We start from the raw sequence: 16,539 nt of genomic DNA on the forward strand, positions 1-16,539 counted from the left end.
CCGCTGTTGGCAGCATTGGCGGGGTTGGCGGGGTGGTCGTCGGGCAGCGACTCGGCCGGGACCAACACCAGCAACTCGGTCGTCACCTTGCTGCCCAGCAACGCGATCAACGCATCCGCGTTCCGCACCCGCAACGGCCGATCATCACCCACCACCCCCGGCCGCGCATACGCATCCAACCACGCCCGCAACCGCGCCCCCGCCTCCCGCGGCAACCGAAACTCCCCCTCCACCCCACCCGACCCCATCGGCCGCACCCGCAAAAACCGCCGCCCCTGATCAGCCTCAGACTCCCGATCCGACACCCCCGGATCCAAAATCTCCCGCAAATACCGGCCCGCCCGCGCCACCTCCGCCGGGCCCGCCCGCTCCGCCAACTCCACCAAAATCGGCTCCGCCACCCGCACCTGCGCATCACTCAACCCACTGACCGCCACACAAATCGCCGCCACCACCCCCTCCGACAACTCCCCCGCAGCGAACCGTGCCGCCACCACCGGCAACCGCGCCAACTCCACCGCCAACCCCAAAACCCGCCCCGCCGAACCCCCATCCAGCCCACACCCACCCCGCAACCACGACCGCGTACTCCCATGCCCCCGCGCCTTGGCCTCACCACCCCGATGCACCACCCCCACCCGCGCCGCGATCGCCGCGACCAACCGATCCCGCGCCCCCACCAACACCTCAACCTCCGCCGCACAATCAGCCGCCGACCCCGGCACCCCACCCCCCACCAACCCCGACACCGCCGCCTCCACCGCAACCACCAACCCCCACGACGACACCCCCGCACCATCACCGAAACCCGGCTCCGCAGACGACTCCGCAGACGCCCCGGCGGCCGAAGGCGAATCTTCCGGCCCGACACCCCCAGAACCGGCACCCACGGGGCCGTCCGCATCGCCCGCGTCCCCGGCGAAGTCACCCTCACCACACGGCGGGGGCTTCAACGCCGACGAACCATCCGACGACCACACCCCCGCCCGGGCGGTCACCTCCGCCCACCACTGCGGCCCACACGGCAAGCCCCCCGCCCCAGACGAGGAACGCCGCACCCGCGAACCCGCCACCACACACCCCCAGATTCGAAAGCCTGTTTGAATTATGTCACACTCCGTAGTCGCGTCACCACGTCTATCGAGCGAAATTCGCAGCAGATTTCCGCTCATGACGGCCGGTCTGGATGGTTCATTAATGGGAAATAGATGAAGACAGGTCCATGCCGGAGAGAAATGCCCGAATGGCCAGACAGGCTGGATGTGGATGCGATGTGCAATTCGCCGACCGCATGTAGCCCAGGATGGCTATGCCTGTTTCGTACCAGCTCAGAGCACATGCGGCGCATGTGAAGATGCCCGGCTTATCCATCAATGGTGAGGATGCTGCCGTATTGTTCGCCCGCCGATCGTGACTGCCGAAAGATGCTGAGCGCCAATAACTGCGAAAGGGTCGGGGCTCCAACTGAATTCTGGGATCGTGTAACCCGTGAAGGCGGAGGAGAAAGGAAACGGCGATGCCTGCTGAGCGTTACGGTGCCGACACTGACGACGGCTACCGGATCGATGATCCCTCACCGGAAGCGATCGCCGTACTGATCGACGAACTGCATCCCGCCGACAACGCCTTCGTCGTCATCCGGCCGGACGGAGCCTCTCCCGCCTGGTGCGCAACGGTGTCCGTCGTCGACGACATCTACGCGATCGAATATCGAGTGCACGGAGAGGGGCGTCGCCTCTGTACGTACGCGGAGCGGGAAGAGGTTCTGAGCGCGGTCTTGCGTTGGCTGGACGTGCGCTGTGACCCCACTTTGGCGTCTGTGCCGTACGAGGGTGCCGGGCCCTGGGGGCTCCTGGACGAGGATTTCCCGTTGGAGGGAGAGGACGAGGACCTCGAGTGGCCAGACGAGGATCCCGGGTCGTCAGGGGATGGCGCTGCGTGGTGTGGTTCGCCGGGGGAGGGTCTCGGGTGGTCAGGGGACGGCGTTGCGGCGCGGGGTTGGCGGGGGGACGGACGCGCGTCGCCGGAGGAGATCGTTGCGTGGCGTCGTTCTCGGGGTGAGGATCTCGGGCCATCGGGGGATGGCGCTGTGTGGCGTGGTTCGCCGGGGGAGGGTCTCGGGTGGTCGGGGGATGGCGCTGTGTGGCGTGGCTCTCCAAGGGAGGGGCGCGCGTCGCCGGAGGAGATCGTTGCGTGGCGTCGTTCGCACCATGAGCGCTCCGCGTCGCCCAGTCCAGGAGGCGGCGACGTTGGCGACCAAACGGCCTAGGAGGAATTGATCAAGCGACAGGCGTGGTAGACGGCCTCGCTGTATCAGTCCTCGATGCGGCGCGTGCGTTTGAGATCGGAGCGCTGCTTCTTCGCCGTCAGGCGCCTCTCGACGGCTCCTCGTGAAGGCTTGGTCGGACGGCGCTTCCTGGGCGGCGGCGCGATGGCTTCACGGATCAGCTGAGCCAGCCGCATCTCGGCCGCCTCGCGATTGCGAAGCTGAGACCGGAACTCGGACGCCGCGATGGTGATCACACCGTCGACGAGTCGGGAGCCGAGGCGTTCGATGGCCCGGGACTTCAACTCGGGTCCGAGCGCGGTCGTGGTCACGACGTTGTAGCTGAGTTCGACCCGGCTGTCGGTCGTGTTGACGCCCTGGCCGCCCGGGCCTGAAGAGCGGGAGAACCGCCAGCCGAGCTCCGCCTCGGGTACGACGACCGAGTCGCGGATGTGCAACGGGCCTGACATGGTGTTCTCTCCTCTAAAACGAATTGCCGCCTACTCATGCGACGTGCCGCCGTGACTCGTCGCCGCGGTTCCGGGCGCCGCACGGTGGCGTCCATCAGCGACGAGACTTCCGTACCCCTTAAAGCGTAGCCATCGCCCCCGATTCCCGATCAACTGATTTATCGCCGCAAATCAGGCGCCTCCTTGTCACGATCCACCCCCTCATGCACAGTGTCTCGGGGAGTGGCCGCGGCCAACGACACTCTCACACAACGCCGGCCCGGGCCGCCGGGTCGCGCAGAGGGTCGTACAGGGGTTCTACCGAGTGGAGGCGGGCTATCCGGCCATGACGACGATCGTCGGAGTCCACGGCATCGGCAAGTACCACTATTACGAGGAGTCCGGCGGCTCGCCCGGCCGCGCCGCGGAGACCATGCGGCTCAAGTGGAACGGCTACCTGCACAAGGGGCTGGCCGGCGCCGCGGCGCCTGGTGGCGTCCAGGACTACTTCGCCGAGATCGCCTACTACGCCCACCATCTGCACTCGGGGCCGCCACGGCCACCCAAGCAGATGGAGCCCCCGGCCAAGCTGGTGTTCGCCGACTGGGCGGCCCAACTCGACGGGCGCATTCGCAGCGCCGCGGGCGAGTCGCTGACGGGCATCGCCCATCGGCTCGCCGAATGGTTGCTGGCCAGGCTCGGCCCCAACGCCGTGAAGTTCGCGCAGGACTTCTGCCCCGAGGTCGCGACCTACCTCGGCGGAGGCGATCCGCGTGTCCGCGCCCGCGACACGGTGGCGGACGTGATCCGCAGGCGGCAGCCCCGTGTCGTGATCGCCCACTCCCTCGGCAGCGTGGTCGCCTATGAGGCGTTCTGGGCACATTCCGACCTGTCCACCGAGTTGCTCGTCACGCTCGGCAGCCCTCTCGGCATGCGGGACGTCGTGTTCGAACGGCTGTCGCCGGTTCCCGTCCACGGGCGCGGCGCGCGGCCGCCGGGCGTGAAGCGCTGGATCAACATCGCCGACAAGGACGACATCGCGGCGATTCCGCCCGATCTTCAAGCCTTCTTCGTGGGAATCGAGCGCGACGTCGCCTGCAACATCGACTGGCTCGACTTCCACACGGTCCGCAACTATCTGGGCTGTGGCGCGGCGAACGAGTACCTCAAGCCCTACCTCGCCTGACGTCCGTAACGAACATCCTCTATGCTCGTTCAATCATGAGACATGTTCTTTTCGATTACGGCAACGTCATCTGCCTCCCCCAGTCCGACGCGGACGCCGCAAGGCTCGCCCAGGGCGTCCCCGGATTCGAGGAGCGGTACTGGGAGCTCCGCCTCGAGTACGACCGCGGCACGCTGGACGACACCGCGTACTGGTCGGCCGTGTACGGCAGGCCGATCGCCGGCGCCGAACTCGACCAGGCCCTCGCGCTCGACGTCGCCAGCTGGTCGCACCCCAACGAGGAGACGCTGGCGATCGTCGACGAGCTCGCGGCTCAGGGAGTCCCGATGGCGTTGTTGTCCAACGCCCCCGCGAGCATCGCCGACGGTGTCGACCTGCTGCCCTTCATGGCTCCGATCCGGCCGCGGTTCTTCAGCGGCCGCATGGGCCTGGTGAAGCCGGACCTCGAGATCTATCTCCGCACCGCCGACAGCATGGGCGTCGCTCCCGGCGACATGGTCTTCGTCGACGACCGGCTCGAGAACATCGAGGGGGCCGAGCGGGCGGGCATGACCGGCGTGCACTTCCGTGACGCCGCGACACTGCGCGATGATCTCAAGCTCGTCCTGTAAACGGCGATCCCAGGCCCGCCCTGTGAAAGGCGATCTCAAGTTCGTCCCGTGAACTGCGATCCCAAGCTCGTCCTCTGAACGGCGAACTGAAGCCCGTTCCGTGACGGCCCGCGCCGGTCCTGATGCGGAGATGAACGGCGATTAACGCGTCCGAGCCCTCCGATTCAGGTGCCGTTCAGCAAAGTTGGGCAGTCAAAAGCACTGTTCATCATGGGTTTTTCCGCCCGCCACGGGTGTAAAGGACACGCGTTAACCGTGGCGGCTGGACTGGCGTCGTGCAGACGAATGCGTCCCGAAGAGTGTTCCTGTCCGCTGCGGTCGCCGGGGCGGGCGGCATGCTCCTGTCCGGGTCCGCCCTCCCGTCGCGGCTGCCGTACGGCGGGGCGCTCAAGAGGGACCCCTTCACCCTCGGCGTCGCCTCCGGCGACCCCACCGCCGACGGCATCGTGTTGTGGACCCGCCTCGCGCTCGAACCCACGGCGCCCGACGGCCTCGGCGGGATGCCCAGCGGCTCGTTCGACGTCGACTGGCAGCTGGCCGCCGACGAACGCTTCTCGAAGATCGTCAAATCCGGTACGGCAACGGCCGGCGTCGCGCAGGGGCACAGCGTCCATGTCGAGGTGAACGGGCTCGAGCCGGGACGGGAGTACTTCTACCGGTTCCGCGTCGACGGCCACGTGTCCCCAGTGGGCCGTACCCGAACCGCCCCCACGGGACTGTCGCCGCTGACGTTCGCCATGGCCGCCTGCGCCCAGTGGGAGCACGGCTACTACACGGCCTACCGGCGGATCTCCGAGCAGGACCCCGACCTCGTCGTGCACCTCGGGGACTACATCTACGAGTACGAGTCCGGCGGGTACACCGCCCCGACCGGGATCGTCCGCCGCCACGCGGGCAGGAAGTGCCAGTCGCTGGGCGACTACCGGCTCAGGCTCGCCCAGTACAAGAGCGACCCCGACCTCCAGGCCGCCCACCAGGTCGCCCCGTGGCTCGTCGTCTTCGACGACCACGAGGTGGAGAACAACTGGGCCGGCCCGTTCTCGAGCACCGACGCCGCCGCGTTCGCCCAGCGGAAGGCCGCCGCGTTCCGGGCGTACTACGAGAACATGCCGTTGCGCCGGGGCACCCTGCAGAAGGGCGGCTCGATCCGGATCAACAGGCGGATCTCGTGGGGCACACTGGCGACCTTCCACCTGCTCGACACCCGCCAGTTCCGCGACGACCAGGCGTGCGACGACGGCGACCGCGCCGGCTGCGACGAGCGGCTCGACGCCGGGCGCACGATCCTCGGCGCGGACCAGCGCGGCTGGATCCTCGACGGGCTGAACAGGTCGCAGGCCCGGTGGAACCTGATCGGGCAGCAGATCATCATGGCGCAGCGGGACTTCAAGACCGGCCCAGGCGTGGACGTCAACATGGACACCTGGGACGGCTACGCGGCCGACCGGACCCGGCTCCTCGAGGGGATCAAGGCGTCCGGCGCGGCCAACCCCGTCGTGCTGACCGGCGACGCCCACACCCACTACGCCGCCACCCTGAAGCCGGACTTCGCCGACCCCGACTCGCCCCACGTGGCCGTCGAGCTCGTCACGTCGTCGATCTCGAGCGACGGTGACGGGTACCGCGACGCGGCCGGCATCGCGGAGACCATGCGGGAGAACCCGCACTTCTCCTACATCGACCAGCGCCGCGGCTACATCGTCTGCTCGGTGTCACCGGAAGAGATGCGGGCCGAGTTCCGCACGCTCGACTACATCACCAGGCGCGGCGCGCCCGCCAAGACCTCGGCCCGCTTCACGATCCCCTCGGGCCACGCTCAGCTCAGCGCGTAGCCGTACAGGTCGTCAGGATCGCCCGTGCGCACCACGCGGGCGGTCCCGGGGACGGCTCCGGGGTAGGAGCCCTTCTTCACCTTCGTGCCCACCACGGTCAGCCGGCCGGATCCCGGGGACGCGACGAGCAGCTTCCCGCCCTCGGCCAGGACCGCGGACCCGAAGGCCCCCGTCCGGTCGCCGGTGAGCAGCAGATTGTGGTTGCGGGTGAGACCTCCGGTGCGGGTCCCCGCGATCACCTGTACGGCGCCCTCTCCCGGCGCACCCACAATCAGCTCGTCGTCCTTGTCGCCGTTGAGGTCTCCCGTGGCCAGCGACGCGCCGAAACGGTCGTAGTAGCGCGGCGTTCCGGCCAGGATCGACTGGGTCCACATCTCGCTGCGGGCGGTGGTCAGGCCGCCGGCCGAGCCGTACAGGACGTTGACCGCGCCGTCGCCGTAGTCCATCCCGCGGGTGAGCTTGGACGACACGTCCTCGCCCGGGACGCCGATCGCGAGGTCGTCGCGCCCGTCGGCGTTGAAGTCGCCGGTGGCGAGGGTGGCGCCGAAGTCGTCCCACTTCTCCACCGCGCCGAGTACGCCGCCGGTGTTCTGCGTGTAGGCCTTGGCGTGCCGCTTGCGGAGATCGACGATCGTGACGACTCCCGAGGACGCCTTCTCCCCGCCGTCGCCCGGCGCCCCGATCGCGATCTCGGCCTTGCCGTCCCGGTTGAAGTCGCCCGTCGCCAGCGCCTCTCCGAACAGGTCGGTCTGTCCCTGGCCCTGGTGGACCCATTTCGTGGCCTGAGTGATCAGCGTGCCCGTGCCGTACGGCGAACGGCGGCTCATGCCGAAGACGCCGACGCCACCGCCGCCCTTCATTCCCGGGGCTCCGACGATCAGTTCGTCGTCGCCGTCCCCGTCGAGGTCGCCGGCGGCGAGGGCCGCTCCGAACCTGTCGGTGCCGTGCCTGCGGCCCAGGTGGGTGACGTCGACCGACCTGACCGTGGTCAGGCCGCCGGGCGACCCGAAGAGGATGTGGACCACGCCGTGCCCGTCGGCGTCGAGGACCCGGGCCCCGAAGAACTCCTCGGAGACTCCGATGGCCAGATCGCCGCAGCCGTCCCCGTTGAAGTCGCCCCTGGCGACAGCCGATCCGAACGAGTCGTTGACCTCGGGAGCCCCGCCGATGCCGTCTGCGCCCTGGTGCAGCGTCTTCACCGGCTTGAGACCGTTTCGCGCGCTCCCGTAGAGGGTGACCGACCCCGCGCGCGCCTTCCCGTTCACCGTCGCGTACGGCGAGGCCACGGCGACGAACGACGGGCAGCCCTTCGCCGCCCCAGGAACCGCCCCAGGAACCGCTCCGGGAACCGCTCCGGGAACCGCCCCAGGAACCGCCCCAGGAACCGCTCCGGGAACCGCCCCAGGAACCGCTCCGGGAACCGCCGCGGGGACCGCTCCGGGAACCGTGCCGGGCGCGGTTCCCGGTACGGCGACGGCGGAGGCGGGGGAGGGAGCCAGAAGGGAGGCGAACGCCACCACGGGAGTGGCCACAGCCACCGCGAGCAGGGCGGACGTGCGTGAAACACTCATGGCCGGATCGTCTCCGGCTATCTGGACATGAGGCCCACCAGCACATGAACCGCCCACGTCGGCTGCCTAAACTCGGCACTGTCAGCCTCACGGTTCAGGCCTCATGGGTGACGTCACCCTCGATGGGCGGCGCGTCGAGCGAGCAGTGGACCTTGCGCTCCGGCTCGGGGGCCTCGACCAGCACGTTGGTCCTGATCGTGAAGAAGGCGACGAGAGCCGACACGGCGAGCATGGCGGCGCTGACCAGCATCGCCGTGTGGAACCCGTGGGTGAACGCGGCCGGCGAGTTGTACGCCTCGCCGGTGAGGCCCGCGAGAGGCGGGACGGCGGCGACGGCGAGCAGGCTGCCGGTCCTGGCGAGGGCGTTGTTGACCCCGCTCGCCACCCCCGCGTAGCGCTCCTCCGCCGTGGCCAGCACCGTCGCCGTCAGAGGGGCGACGGCGGTGCTCAGGCCCAGGCCGAAGACGACCGCCGCGGGCAGGACGTCGACGACGTAGGAGGCGCCGGGCCCGATCCTGCTCATGAGGACGAGGCCGGCCGCGCAGCCGAGGATCCCGCCTGTCATGGGGATCCTGGGGCCGATGCGTTTGGCGAGCTCTCCCGCCCGGGCCGACAGCAGCAGCATCAGGATCGTCACCGGGAGCATCGCCGAGCCGGCGGCGATCGGGGAGAACCCGGCCGACACCTGGAGTTGGACGACGAGCAGGAAGAACACGACGCCCATCGCCGCATACATGATCAGCGTCACGACGTTGACCGCGGTGAAGACCCGGGACGAGAAGATCCCCACGGGCACGAGCGCGTCGGGGGAGCGCCGTATCTCGACGGCGACGAAGGACGCGGCCAGCACCAGGCCCGCGACGAGGGGGAAGACCCCGGCGCCCCCGAGGATCAGGCCGTACGTGACGCCGGCCAGAGCGAGCGCGGCCAGTGCGGACCCGAGCACGTCGAACCTGCCGTGCACCGAGGTGTCCCTGGTCTCCGGCACATGCCGTGCGGCCACCGCGAGGACGACGACCGCGAGGGGGAGGTTGAGCAGGAAGACCCAGCGCCAGCCCGCCGTCTCCACCAGCCATCCGCCCAGCAGAGGCCCGATCGCCGACGCGACGCCGCCGAGCCCCGACCAGGCGCCCACGGCGCGGGGACGGTCGTCGTGGGCGAAGCTCGCCTGGATGATCGCCAGCGATCCTGGGGTGAGCAGCGCCCCGCCGATGCCCTGCAGTGCGCGGGCGAGGATGAGGACCTCGATGTTCGGGGCGAGACCGCACAGCGCGGAGGCGGACGCGAACCACACGACGCCGATCATGAAGATCTTGCGCCTGCCGTAGCGGTCGCCGAGCGAACCCCCGAGCAGGATCAGCCCGGCGAGCGTCAGCGTGTACGCGTTGATCGTCCACTGCAGTCCCGACATGCCGGTGTGGAGATCGCGGGCGAGGGCGGGCAACGCCACGTTGACCACGGTGCTGTCCAGCATCGCCATGCCGGACCCGAGGACCGTCGTGACGAGGACCCAGCGGCCCGGGGCCGAGCTGAGCCTGATCTGGCCTGATTCCATACGGGCCATCATGGTCCGTGGCCTCCGGCGTGGCATCGGTAGGTCGACTGAACGGACGCCATCGAAGCGTCGCCTGTCTCTGGTAAGACATGATCCGCCAGTCCCCCCAGGCGAGGAGCACGTCAGTGACCGAGCACGAGAATCCGCGCAGACACGTCTGCGGCTACCGGGATCGCTACGCCGATCTTCCCGTCGCCGAGTTCACCGGCGAAGGCGACCCCGGGAAACTGCCCGAGGCCGGCTCGGTGGCCTGGCGGCTGTCGGCGGAGCCGTACGACGCGGCGGAGGGAGCCTTCGCGGCGCTGTTCGCCCGCTTCCTGGAGCAGGTGGACACCTCGGCGGTCCGGGCGATCGTCGTGGGCGGCTGGGAGAACCCCTACGAGGTGGGCTCGGAGGTGGCGATCGGGCCCCTGGTGGATAACGCAGGGCGTTTCCCCGGCCTGCGCGCCCTCTTCGTCGCAGCCCTGCAGTCCGAGGAATGCGAGATCTCCTGGATCCAGCAGTCGGACGTGACCCCGCTGCTCAAGGCCTTCCCGCGGCTGGAGCGGCTGGAGGTCCGGGGAGGAACAGAACTGGAGTTCACCGCCGTCCGGCACGACGCCCTGCGGATCCTCCGCTTCGAGTCCGGCGGCCTGCCCGCCGACGTCGTCCGCGCGGTCGGGCAGTGCGATCTTCCCGCCCTGGAGGAGCTGGACCTCTGGCTCGGCGTCGAGAACTACGGCGGCAACACCGCGGTGGCCGACCTGGACGCGATCATGTCCGGTGAGCGGTTCCCGGCGCTGCGGCACCTGGGCGTGCAGGACAGCGAGATTCAGGACGAGATCGCCGCCGCCGTCGCCTCGGCCCCGGTCGTCGCCCGGCTCGAGACGCTGAGCCTGTCCATGGGCACCCTCACCGACCTGGGGGCGGAGGCGCTGCTGAGCGGGCAGCCGCTCACCCATCTGCGTGAGCTCGACCTCCATCATCACTTCCTGACGGACCCGATGATCAAGCGCATCCAGGACGCGCTGCCGGGAGTCCAGGTCGACCTGTCCGAGCAGGAGGACGAGGAAGACGAGTGGCGCTACGTCGCCGTCGACGAGTGACCACGACGAACACGCGGTTCGCCGTCGTCGGCGTCCCGGGCAACCGGCGGGTCGCCCTCTTCCGCGCGGCGGCGGCCCGGGCCGGCCTGCCCGACCCGCACGTGATCTCCTGGCGTGACGTGCTGGCCGGCGGCGCGCCGATCCCGCCGGGCAGTGCCGTACGGGTCGACTCTCCCGGTGAGGACGCCGAGGTGGACGCCCTGCTCCGGGGACTAGGCGATCCGGCACGGGCAGGGGGCGGCGCGGCCTGGCACGCGGCCTTCCGCGGCGGGCTGCGGAATCTCGCCGATGCCGTCGAGGCCTCACCGGGCACGGTGCTGCTCGGCGATGTCGACGAGATCGCCGTGATGTTCGACAAGCGGGTGTGTCATGAGCGGCTGCGTGCGGCCGGCGTCCCCGTGCCGCCGGCGCTCCAGGGGCCGGTCGCCTCCTATCGGGAGTTGCGGGAGCTGATGGCCGGCCACGGCTGGCCCCGCGTGTTCGTCAAGCCCGCCCACGGATCGTCCGCTTCGGGAGTGATCGCCTTCCAGGCGCTGGGCGCCCGCGTGAGGGCGGTGACGTCGGCCGCGTTGCCGGACGGCCACGCTGAGGCTGACCACGACGCGGGTGGTGGTCGACCGGGCGGGGAGGGCAGCGCCGCGATGTACAACTCGCTGCGGGTGCGGACCTACGAGAACGAGGCGGACGTGGCGGCGGTCGTCGACGCGCTCGCGCCCGACGGGTTGCACGTCGAGCGGTGGTTTCCCAAGGCGTCCATGGACGGCCGGGCCTTCGACCTGCGCGTCGTCGTCGTCGCGGGGGTGCCCACCCACGTCGTCGTCAGAGTCGGCCGCACGCCGATGACGAACCTGCACCTCGGAGGCGTTCGCGGTGATCTCGGCCGGGTGCGGCGGCGCCTCGGGACGGTGGGATGGCAGGGCGCGCTCGACGTGTGCGCCCGCGCTGCGGCGTGCTTCCCGGGAAGCCTGGCGATCGGAGTCGACCTGATGATCGGCGCGGACTGGCGATCCACCGCGGTCGCGGAGGTCAACGCCTTCGGCGACCTGCTCCCCGGCCTGACCGGCCTGCCCGCGGGCCCGGGCGAGGGCCTGGACACCTATGCCGCACAGATCGCGGCGGTGTCGCGGGGATGGCGGCAGGGCATGCAGTCCCGGGACATCCGAGGCGAGGGAGACACGTCGTGCGTGACATGAACACCGTCGTGGGCAGCCACGACATCCTGCTGGTGACGCTGGACACGTTGCGTTACGACGTGGCCGCCCGGCTCGTGGCGGCCGGAAGGCTGCCGAACCTGGCCCGCGTGTTGCCGCAGGGGAGATGGGAGCGCCGGCACAGCCCCGGGAGTTTCACCTACGCGGCCCACGCGGCGATGTTCGCGGGCTTCCTCCCCACCCCCGCCGAACCCGGTGTGCACGCGCGGCCGTTCGCGGCCAGGTTCCCGGGAAGCGAGACGACCGGCGACGGCACCTGGGTGTTCGACGCGCCGGACCTGCCCACCGGTCTCGCGAAGGCGGGGTACCACACCGTCTGCGTGGGAGGCGTCGGCTTCTTCAACAAGCAGAGCCCGCTCGGATCCGCCCTGCCGGGCCTGTTCGCGGAGAGCCACTGGGCGCCCGAGTTCGGCGTCACCTCTCGGCATTCCCTGGAACGGCAGATCGACCGGGCCGAACTGGCGCTGCGCGACCGGGATGAGCCGGTCTTCCTGTTCGTCAACGTCTCGGCCCTCCACCAGCCCAACTGGTTCCACCTGGCGGACGCCGCGCAGGAGGACGGCGACACGCTGGAGAGCCACGCGGCCGCCCTGGAGTACGTCGACAGGCGCATCGACCGCCTGTTCGCCCTCATGACCAGGAACAGGCCGTGCTTCACGATCATCTGCTCCGACCACGGCACGGCGTACGGGGAGAGCGGCCACACCGGTCACCGGATCGGCCACGAGGTGGTCTGGACGGTGCCGTACGCCGAGTTCGTGCTGGAGCGGACGCCGGCCAGGCCACGCCCACAGTGGGGGCGTGCGCGCGCATGGGATCGGATCAGGGGATGACAGAGACCGACACCGCAATCAGCCCGTACAACGGCTATATCTATGCCTATCCGCATAAGACGGCTTATCGGCCGTTAGAGCCACGTCCTGCTCTGCGTGACGTCTGGTCGGGTGAACGGACCGACGCGCTCTTCCTGTACCTGCACATCCCCTTCTGTGAGATGCGCTGCGGCTTCTGCAACCTGTTCACGCGGACGGGCGCCCCGGAGGAACTGGTCGGCGCCTACCTCGACGCACTGGAGCGGCAGGCCGTCGCCCTGCGGGAGGCCCTGCCGGATCCGCGCTTCGCGACGGCCGCGGTCGGCGGCGGCACGCCGACCTACCTGAGCCCGGCGGAGCTGAACCGGCTCTTCGACCTCGCGGAGGACGTTCTCGGAGCCGACCTTCGCGCGATCCCGCTGTCCGTGGAGACGTCGCCCGCGACGGCGACGGCGGACCGCCTCGCCGTGCTCGCCGGCCGGCGCGCGACCCGCGTCTCCATCGGCGTGCAGAGCTTCGTCGACGCCGAGGCCCGGGCCGCCGTGCGGCCGCAGCGGCGGTCGGAGGTCGAGGCGGCACTCGGCCGGATCAGGGACGCCGCCTTCGAGGTCCTCAACATCGACCTGATCTACGGCATCGACGGCCAGACGCCGCGGTCCTGGGTGTACTCCCTGGACTCCGCGCTCGCATGGCGTCCGGAGGAGTTGTACCTCTATCCGCTGTACGTGCGGCCGCTCACCGGCCTGGGCCGCAGGGACCGCGAGTGGGACGACCAGCGGCTCGACCTCTACCGCGTGGGCCGCGACCATCTGCTCGAGGCGGGCTACGAGCAGGTGTCGATGCGGATGTTCCGCCTGCCGGGCTCGGGCGGGGCGACCGAGTACTGCTGCCAGACCGACGGGATGGTCGGTCTGGGTTGCGGCGCCCGGTCGTACACGGAGACCCTGCACTACTCCTACGAGTACGCCGTGGCGGCGAGGCACGTGCGGGCGATCATCGATGAGTTCGTCCGCCTGCCTGCCGGCGAGTTCGCGGTGGCGAACGTGGGCTTCCGCCTCGACGACGAGGACAGGAGGCGCCGTCATCTGATCCAGTCCCTGCTGCAGGCTTGCGGAATGGCGCGCGCGGGCTACCGCGAACGCTTCGGCGCCGACGTCATGGACGACTTCGCCGCGGAACTGTCCCGGTACGCCGCGCTGGGGTGGCTGGAGAGCGACCGCGACCTGGTACGGCTGACCGCGGAGGGACTGGCCTACTCCGACGCCATCGGCCCGGCCCTGTTCTCCAGCCGGGTGGAGGCACTGATGCAGGCGTACGAGGAGCGTTGAGCGGGCGTGCGAGGAGCACTGATGCAGGCGTGCAAGGAGCGTTGAGCGGGCGTGCGAGGAGCACTGATGCGGGCGTACGAGGAGCGTTGATGACAGCGGACGGGCACCTGTCGATCCTCTACCGCGGTCCGCTGGCGAGTTGCGACTACGACTGCGCCTACTGCCCGTTCGCCAAGCGGCGGGACGACCCCGACCGGCTGCGCGCCGACCGGGCCGCGCTGAAGCGATTCACCACGTGGGTCGCGGAGCAGGACCACCCGATCTCGGTGTTGTTCACGCCGTGGGGTGAGGGGCTCGTGCGCTCGTGGTACCGCGAGGCGATGATCGGGCTCAGCCGCCTCGGTCACGTCCGCACGGTGGCGATCCAGACGAACCTGAGCTGCCGCACCGGCTGGCTCGCCGAGGCCGATCTGGGCAGCCTCGCGTTGTGGTGTACGTACCACCCGAGTCAGGTCGCTTACGACCGCTTTCTCGCCAAATGCCGCGATCTGGACCGGTTAGGCGTACGGCACAGCGTCGGCATCGTGGGCCATCCGGACCACCTCGCCCCTGCCCGCCGGCTTCGGGCGGACCTCCCCGAGCCGACCTACCTGTGGGTGAACGCCGAGGAGGGGCGCCGCTACACCGACGCGGAAGCGGCCGAGTGGACCGCGATCGATCCGCTCTTCGGGTACAGCCGCCGCCCGCATCTGAGCGCCGGCCTGCCGTGCCGTACGGGTGAGACGGTGATCTCGGTGAACGGCGACGGCATGGTCAGGCGGTGTCATTTCATCCCCGCCGAACTCGGCAATCTCTACGACGGGTCCTTCCGCGAGGCCCTGCGACCCCGGCCGTGCCCGGCGGCGGCCTGCGACTGCCACATCGGGTACGTGCACCTGGAGCCGCTGGGCCTCTACGACGTCTTCGCCGGGGGAATCCTCGAGCGTGTGCCGGCCCGGCCCGCCGATCCTCCCGGTCAGGTCTCCTTCTCGGGGCGGTAGTCGGCCTCGGGCACCCCGAAGGTCCAGGCGACTCCCTCCCGTGCTCGCGAGGTCGACGGCGGCACCCGGAGGAAGTAGGTGCGGCGGCTGCCGTCGGGCTCCGGCGTGGAGTTGACGACCTGGACCATCACGAGATCCTCGTCGCCGGGCAGGGCGAGGCGCCACAACGTGCCCGTCTCGTCCCGGTGCATGGGAGACGCGTTGGACTCTTTGAGGTAACGCTCGAAGCCGTAGTGCTCCAGCATCACCCGGCGCAGCTCGGCGTTCTCCTCGGCCCGGATCCGCTCGGCGTCGACCGAGGCCATCGTGGCGCCGAACCCGTCGGGCACCGGCATGCCGTGCCAGGCGTGGAGCGCGAACCCGTCGGGGAAGGACATCGCCGGCCCGTCGGCCCGATGGAGCCGCCCGGCCTCGTCGCGGTGCGCCTCCATCGGGCGCTCGCAGATGAGTGCGATCCGCTCGAACGGCCACCACCAGCCTGCCGTTCGCGCGACCGCGGCCAGACCTCCGAGGGCCGCGCGCTGTGCCTCGGCGACGCCCGCCCGTACCCCGGAGGCCGGGTCGAAGACGCACAACCAGGCGGCGTCGTGCTGACCGAGGACCGCGTCGAGCGTCGCCCCACGCAGAAGCTCGCCCGCGGTCTCGCCTCCCATCTCCGCCATCCGGCGCCGTATGTCGGAGACCGTCCTGTTCACCGGCTGCCAGAGCCGCCCGCCGCTGCCCGCCCACGCGTCGGCCCAGCCTGCCGGGCCGAGCGAGGCGTGGACGGCGGCCCTCGCCCGCTCCCACGGAAGTGTGCGGATAGCCGTGCGCACCGACGCGCCTGCTGCGCCCGTCGCCCCGTCGGCCGGCGAGTTCACCGCCGGGCCGTCATCAGGCCTCGGCGCCCGGCCGGCCACCGGGTCCACAGCCGGGCCCGTCGGTGAGTCCGGTGCCTCAAGCTGGAGCAGCACCTCCTCGGCGAGCCCGCCGAGACCCGCCCGCTCGAGCGTCTCCGCGCTCGCGGGGTCAGCGAGCAGCAGGGCCGCGACGGCGCCGCGTAAGGGGGAGCCGAGCCAGACGATCCGCTCCGGCATGGTCAGGCCGGCGTCCCAGTAGGCCTGCCGCACCCCCTCTTCGGCCGCGGCGCGGTCGGCGGGGCCCGTGGCGAGCGCCGTCTCCTGCCAGGAACCGGGATCCGAGCCCAGCGGCAGGGTGCCGGGCCCGGGCGGAGAGCTCAGTGTGGCGGTCATCAGTCGGCCACCACCCGGAAGGCGCCGGGAACGTACTCACGCTGGCGGACCACCCGATACCACCCCTTCGGCAGCGAGATCGCGGCGTGCTCCTCGTGGACCAGGCGCCCGCCGGACGGCAGGTGCAGGAAGCCCGGGCGGCTCGGATCCCGATCGAGCAGCAGCGTCCCCGGGCCGGCGATCGCATGGGCGTGACCGGTGGCCTCTCCCAGGGCCAGCACGAGGCGGCCCCGCGCGTCACGCGGCTCCGGCGGGCCCGTCCGAGCGGCCGCGGGCACACTCTCTTCCGGCACCGGCACGATCAGGATGTCTCCCTGGCGGTACATCGCACTCCTCTCCGACCTGATCGGGAAGTTATCGGCCGCCACCGACATTTCCCGGAGTGCGCCTGCGACCGCAGGGGCCGGTTCCGCGGCGAAGC

14 protein-coding genes are annotated in these 16,539 nt (G+C 70.4%); 8 read left to right on the forward strand and 6 right to left on the reverse strand.

The genetic code is table 11. The features are described from left to right. Both Pka01_RS40945 and arfB read right to left on the reverse strand, forming a co-directional pair. The coding region (locus tag Pka01_RS40945) for a DUF222 domain-containing protein (RefSeq protein ID WP_239115623.1) at positions 1-1,172 on the reverse strand (1,172 nt) is incomplete at its 3' end. 1,141 nt (positions 1,173-2,313) lie between these two features. Continuing rightward, a complete protein-coding gene (gene arfB / locus Pka01_RS31275) occupies positions 2,314-2,736 on the reverse strand; it encodes an alternative ribosome rescue aminoacyl-tRNA hydrolase ArfB (RefSeq protein ID WP_203886543.1) in 423 nt (140 codons plus the stop codon). A gap of 325 nt (positions 2,737-3,061) precedes the next feature. Between arfB and Pka01_RS31280 the strand changes: the two genes are divergently transcribed. The 3 genes from Pka01_RS31280 to Pka01_RS31290 all read left to right on the forward strand — a co-directional run bounded on the left by Pka01_RS31280 (position 3,062) and on the right by Pka01_RS31290 (position 6,344). Then, positions 3,062-3,901: a hypothetical protein gene (locus tag Pka01_RS31280; protein WP_203886544.1), complete on the forward strand. Its 840-nt coding sequence runs from the start codon at positions 3,062-3,064 to the stop codon at positions 3,899-3,901. Between the two features lie 35 nt (positions 3,902-3,936). After that, positions 3,937-4,512 (forward strand): HAD family hydrolase, encoded by a 576-nt coding sequence (locus Pka01_RS31285; protein ID WP_203886545.1) that lies wholly within the window; start codon positions 3,937-3,939, stop codon positions 4,510-4,512. Positions 4,513-4,787: 275 nt separating this feature from the next. Beyond that, the gene (locus Pka01_RS31290; protein ID WP_203886546.1) at positions 4,788-6,344 is read left to right on the forward strand and encodes an alkaline phosphatase D family protein; all 1,557 of its coding nucleotides are present in this window, start codon (positions 4,788-4,790) and stop codon (positions 6,342-6,344) included. On the opposite strand, the gene Pka01_RS31295 is transcribed toward Pka01_RS31290, so the two are convergent. Both Pka01_RS31295 and Pka01_RS31300 read right to left on the reverse strand, forming a co-directional pair. Next, positions 6,329-7,915, reverse strand: coding sequence for an FG-GAP repeat protein (locus tag Pka01_RS31295; protein WP_203886547.1), 1,587 nt, complete (start codon positions 7,913-7,915; stop codon positions 6,329-6,331). The genes Pka01_RS31290 and Pka01_RS31295 overlap by 16 nt on opposite strands. Before the next feature lie 94 nt (positions 7,916-8,009). Next, complete coding sequence (locus Pka01_RS31300) at positions 8,010-9,470, reverse strand: MFS transporter (protein WP_239115625.1); 1,461 nt, start codon at positions 9,468-9,470, stop codon at positions 8,010-8,012. A gap of 125 nt (positions 9,471-9,595) precedes the next feature. Here Pka01_RS31300 and Pka01_RS31305 point away from each other — a divergent pair, with 125 nt between their 5' ends. The 5 genes from Pka01_RS31305 (at position 9,596) to Pka01_RS31325 (ending at position 14,886) form a co-directional block, all read left to right on the forward strand. Continuing rightward, positions 9,596-10,555 (forward strand): STM4015 family protein, encoded by a 960-nt coding sequence (locus Pka01_RS31305; protein WP_239115627.1) that lies wholly within the window; start codon positions 9,596-9,598, stop codon positions 10,553-10,555. Next, positions 10,552-11,748, forward strand: a complete 1,197-nt coding sequence (locus tag Pka01_RS31310) for an STM4014 family protein (RefSeq protein ID WP_203886550.1) — start codon at positions 10,552-10,554, stop codon at positions 11,746-11,748. Before Pka01_RS31305 ends, Pka01_RS31310 begins: the two co-directional genes overlap by 4 nt. Continuing rightward, complete coding sequence (locus Pka01_RS31315) at positions 11,745-12,599, forward strand: STM4013/SEN3800 family hydrolase (RefSeq protein WP_203886649.1); 855 nt, start codon at positions 11,745-11,747, stop codon at positions 12,597-12,599. The genes Pka01_RS31310 and Pka01_RS31315 overlap by 4 nt, the downstream gene beginning before the upstream one ends. Beyond that, a complete protein-coding gene (locus tag Pka01_RS31320) occupies positions 12,596-13,906 on the forward strand; it encodes an STM4012 family radical SAM protein (RefSeq protein ID WP_203886551.1) in 1,311 nt (436 codons plus the stop codon). Before Pka01_RS31315 ends, Pka01_RS31320 begins: the two co-directional genes overlap by 4 nt. 89 nt (positions 13,907-13,995) lie before the next feature. Next, positions 13,996-14,886 carry an STM4011 family radical SAM protein gene (locus Pka01_RS31325; RefSeq protein ID WP_203886552.1) on the forward strand — a complete coding sequence of 297 codons (891 nt, stop codon included), beginning with the start codon at positions 13,996-13,998 and terminating at the stop codon, positions 14,884-14,886. Here Pka01_RS31325 and Pka01_RS31330 read toward each other — a convergent pair. Beyond that, entirely contained in the window at positions 14,862-16,118 is a 1,257-nt protein-coding gene (locus Pka01_RS31330) for a DUF6745 domain-containing protein (protein WP_203886553.1), read from the reverse strand. The genes Pka01_RS31325 and Pka01_RS31330 overlap by 25 nt on opposite strands. Beyond that, positions 16,118-16,444, reverse strand: a complete 327-nt coding sequence (locus Pka01_RS31335) for a DUF8820 family protein (RefSeq protein WP_203886554.1) — start codon at positions 16,442-16,444, stop codon at positions 16,118-16,120. The genes Pka01_RS31330 and Pka01_RS31335 overlap by 1 nt, the downstream gene beginning before the upstream one ends. Between the last annotated feature and the right edge of the window lie 95 nt (positions 16,445-16,539).

It is taken from the genome of Planotetraspora kaengkrachanensis (genome assembly GCF_016862895.1).
Classification (GTDB): Bacteria; Actinomycetota; Actinomycetes; order Streptosporangiales; family Streptosporangiaceae; genus Planotetraspora; species Planotetraspora kaengkrachanensis.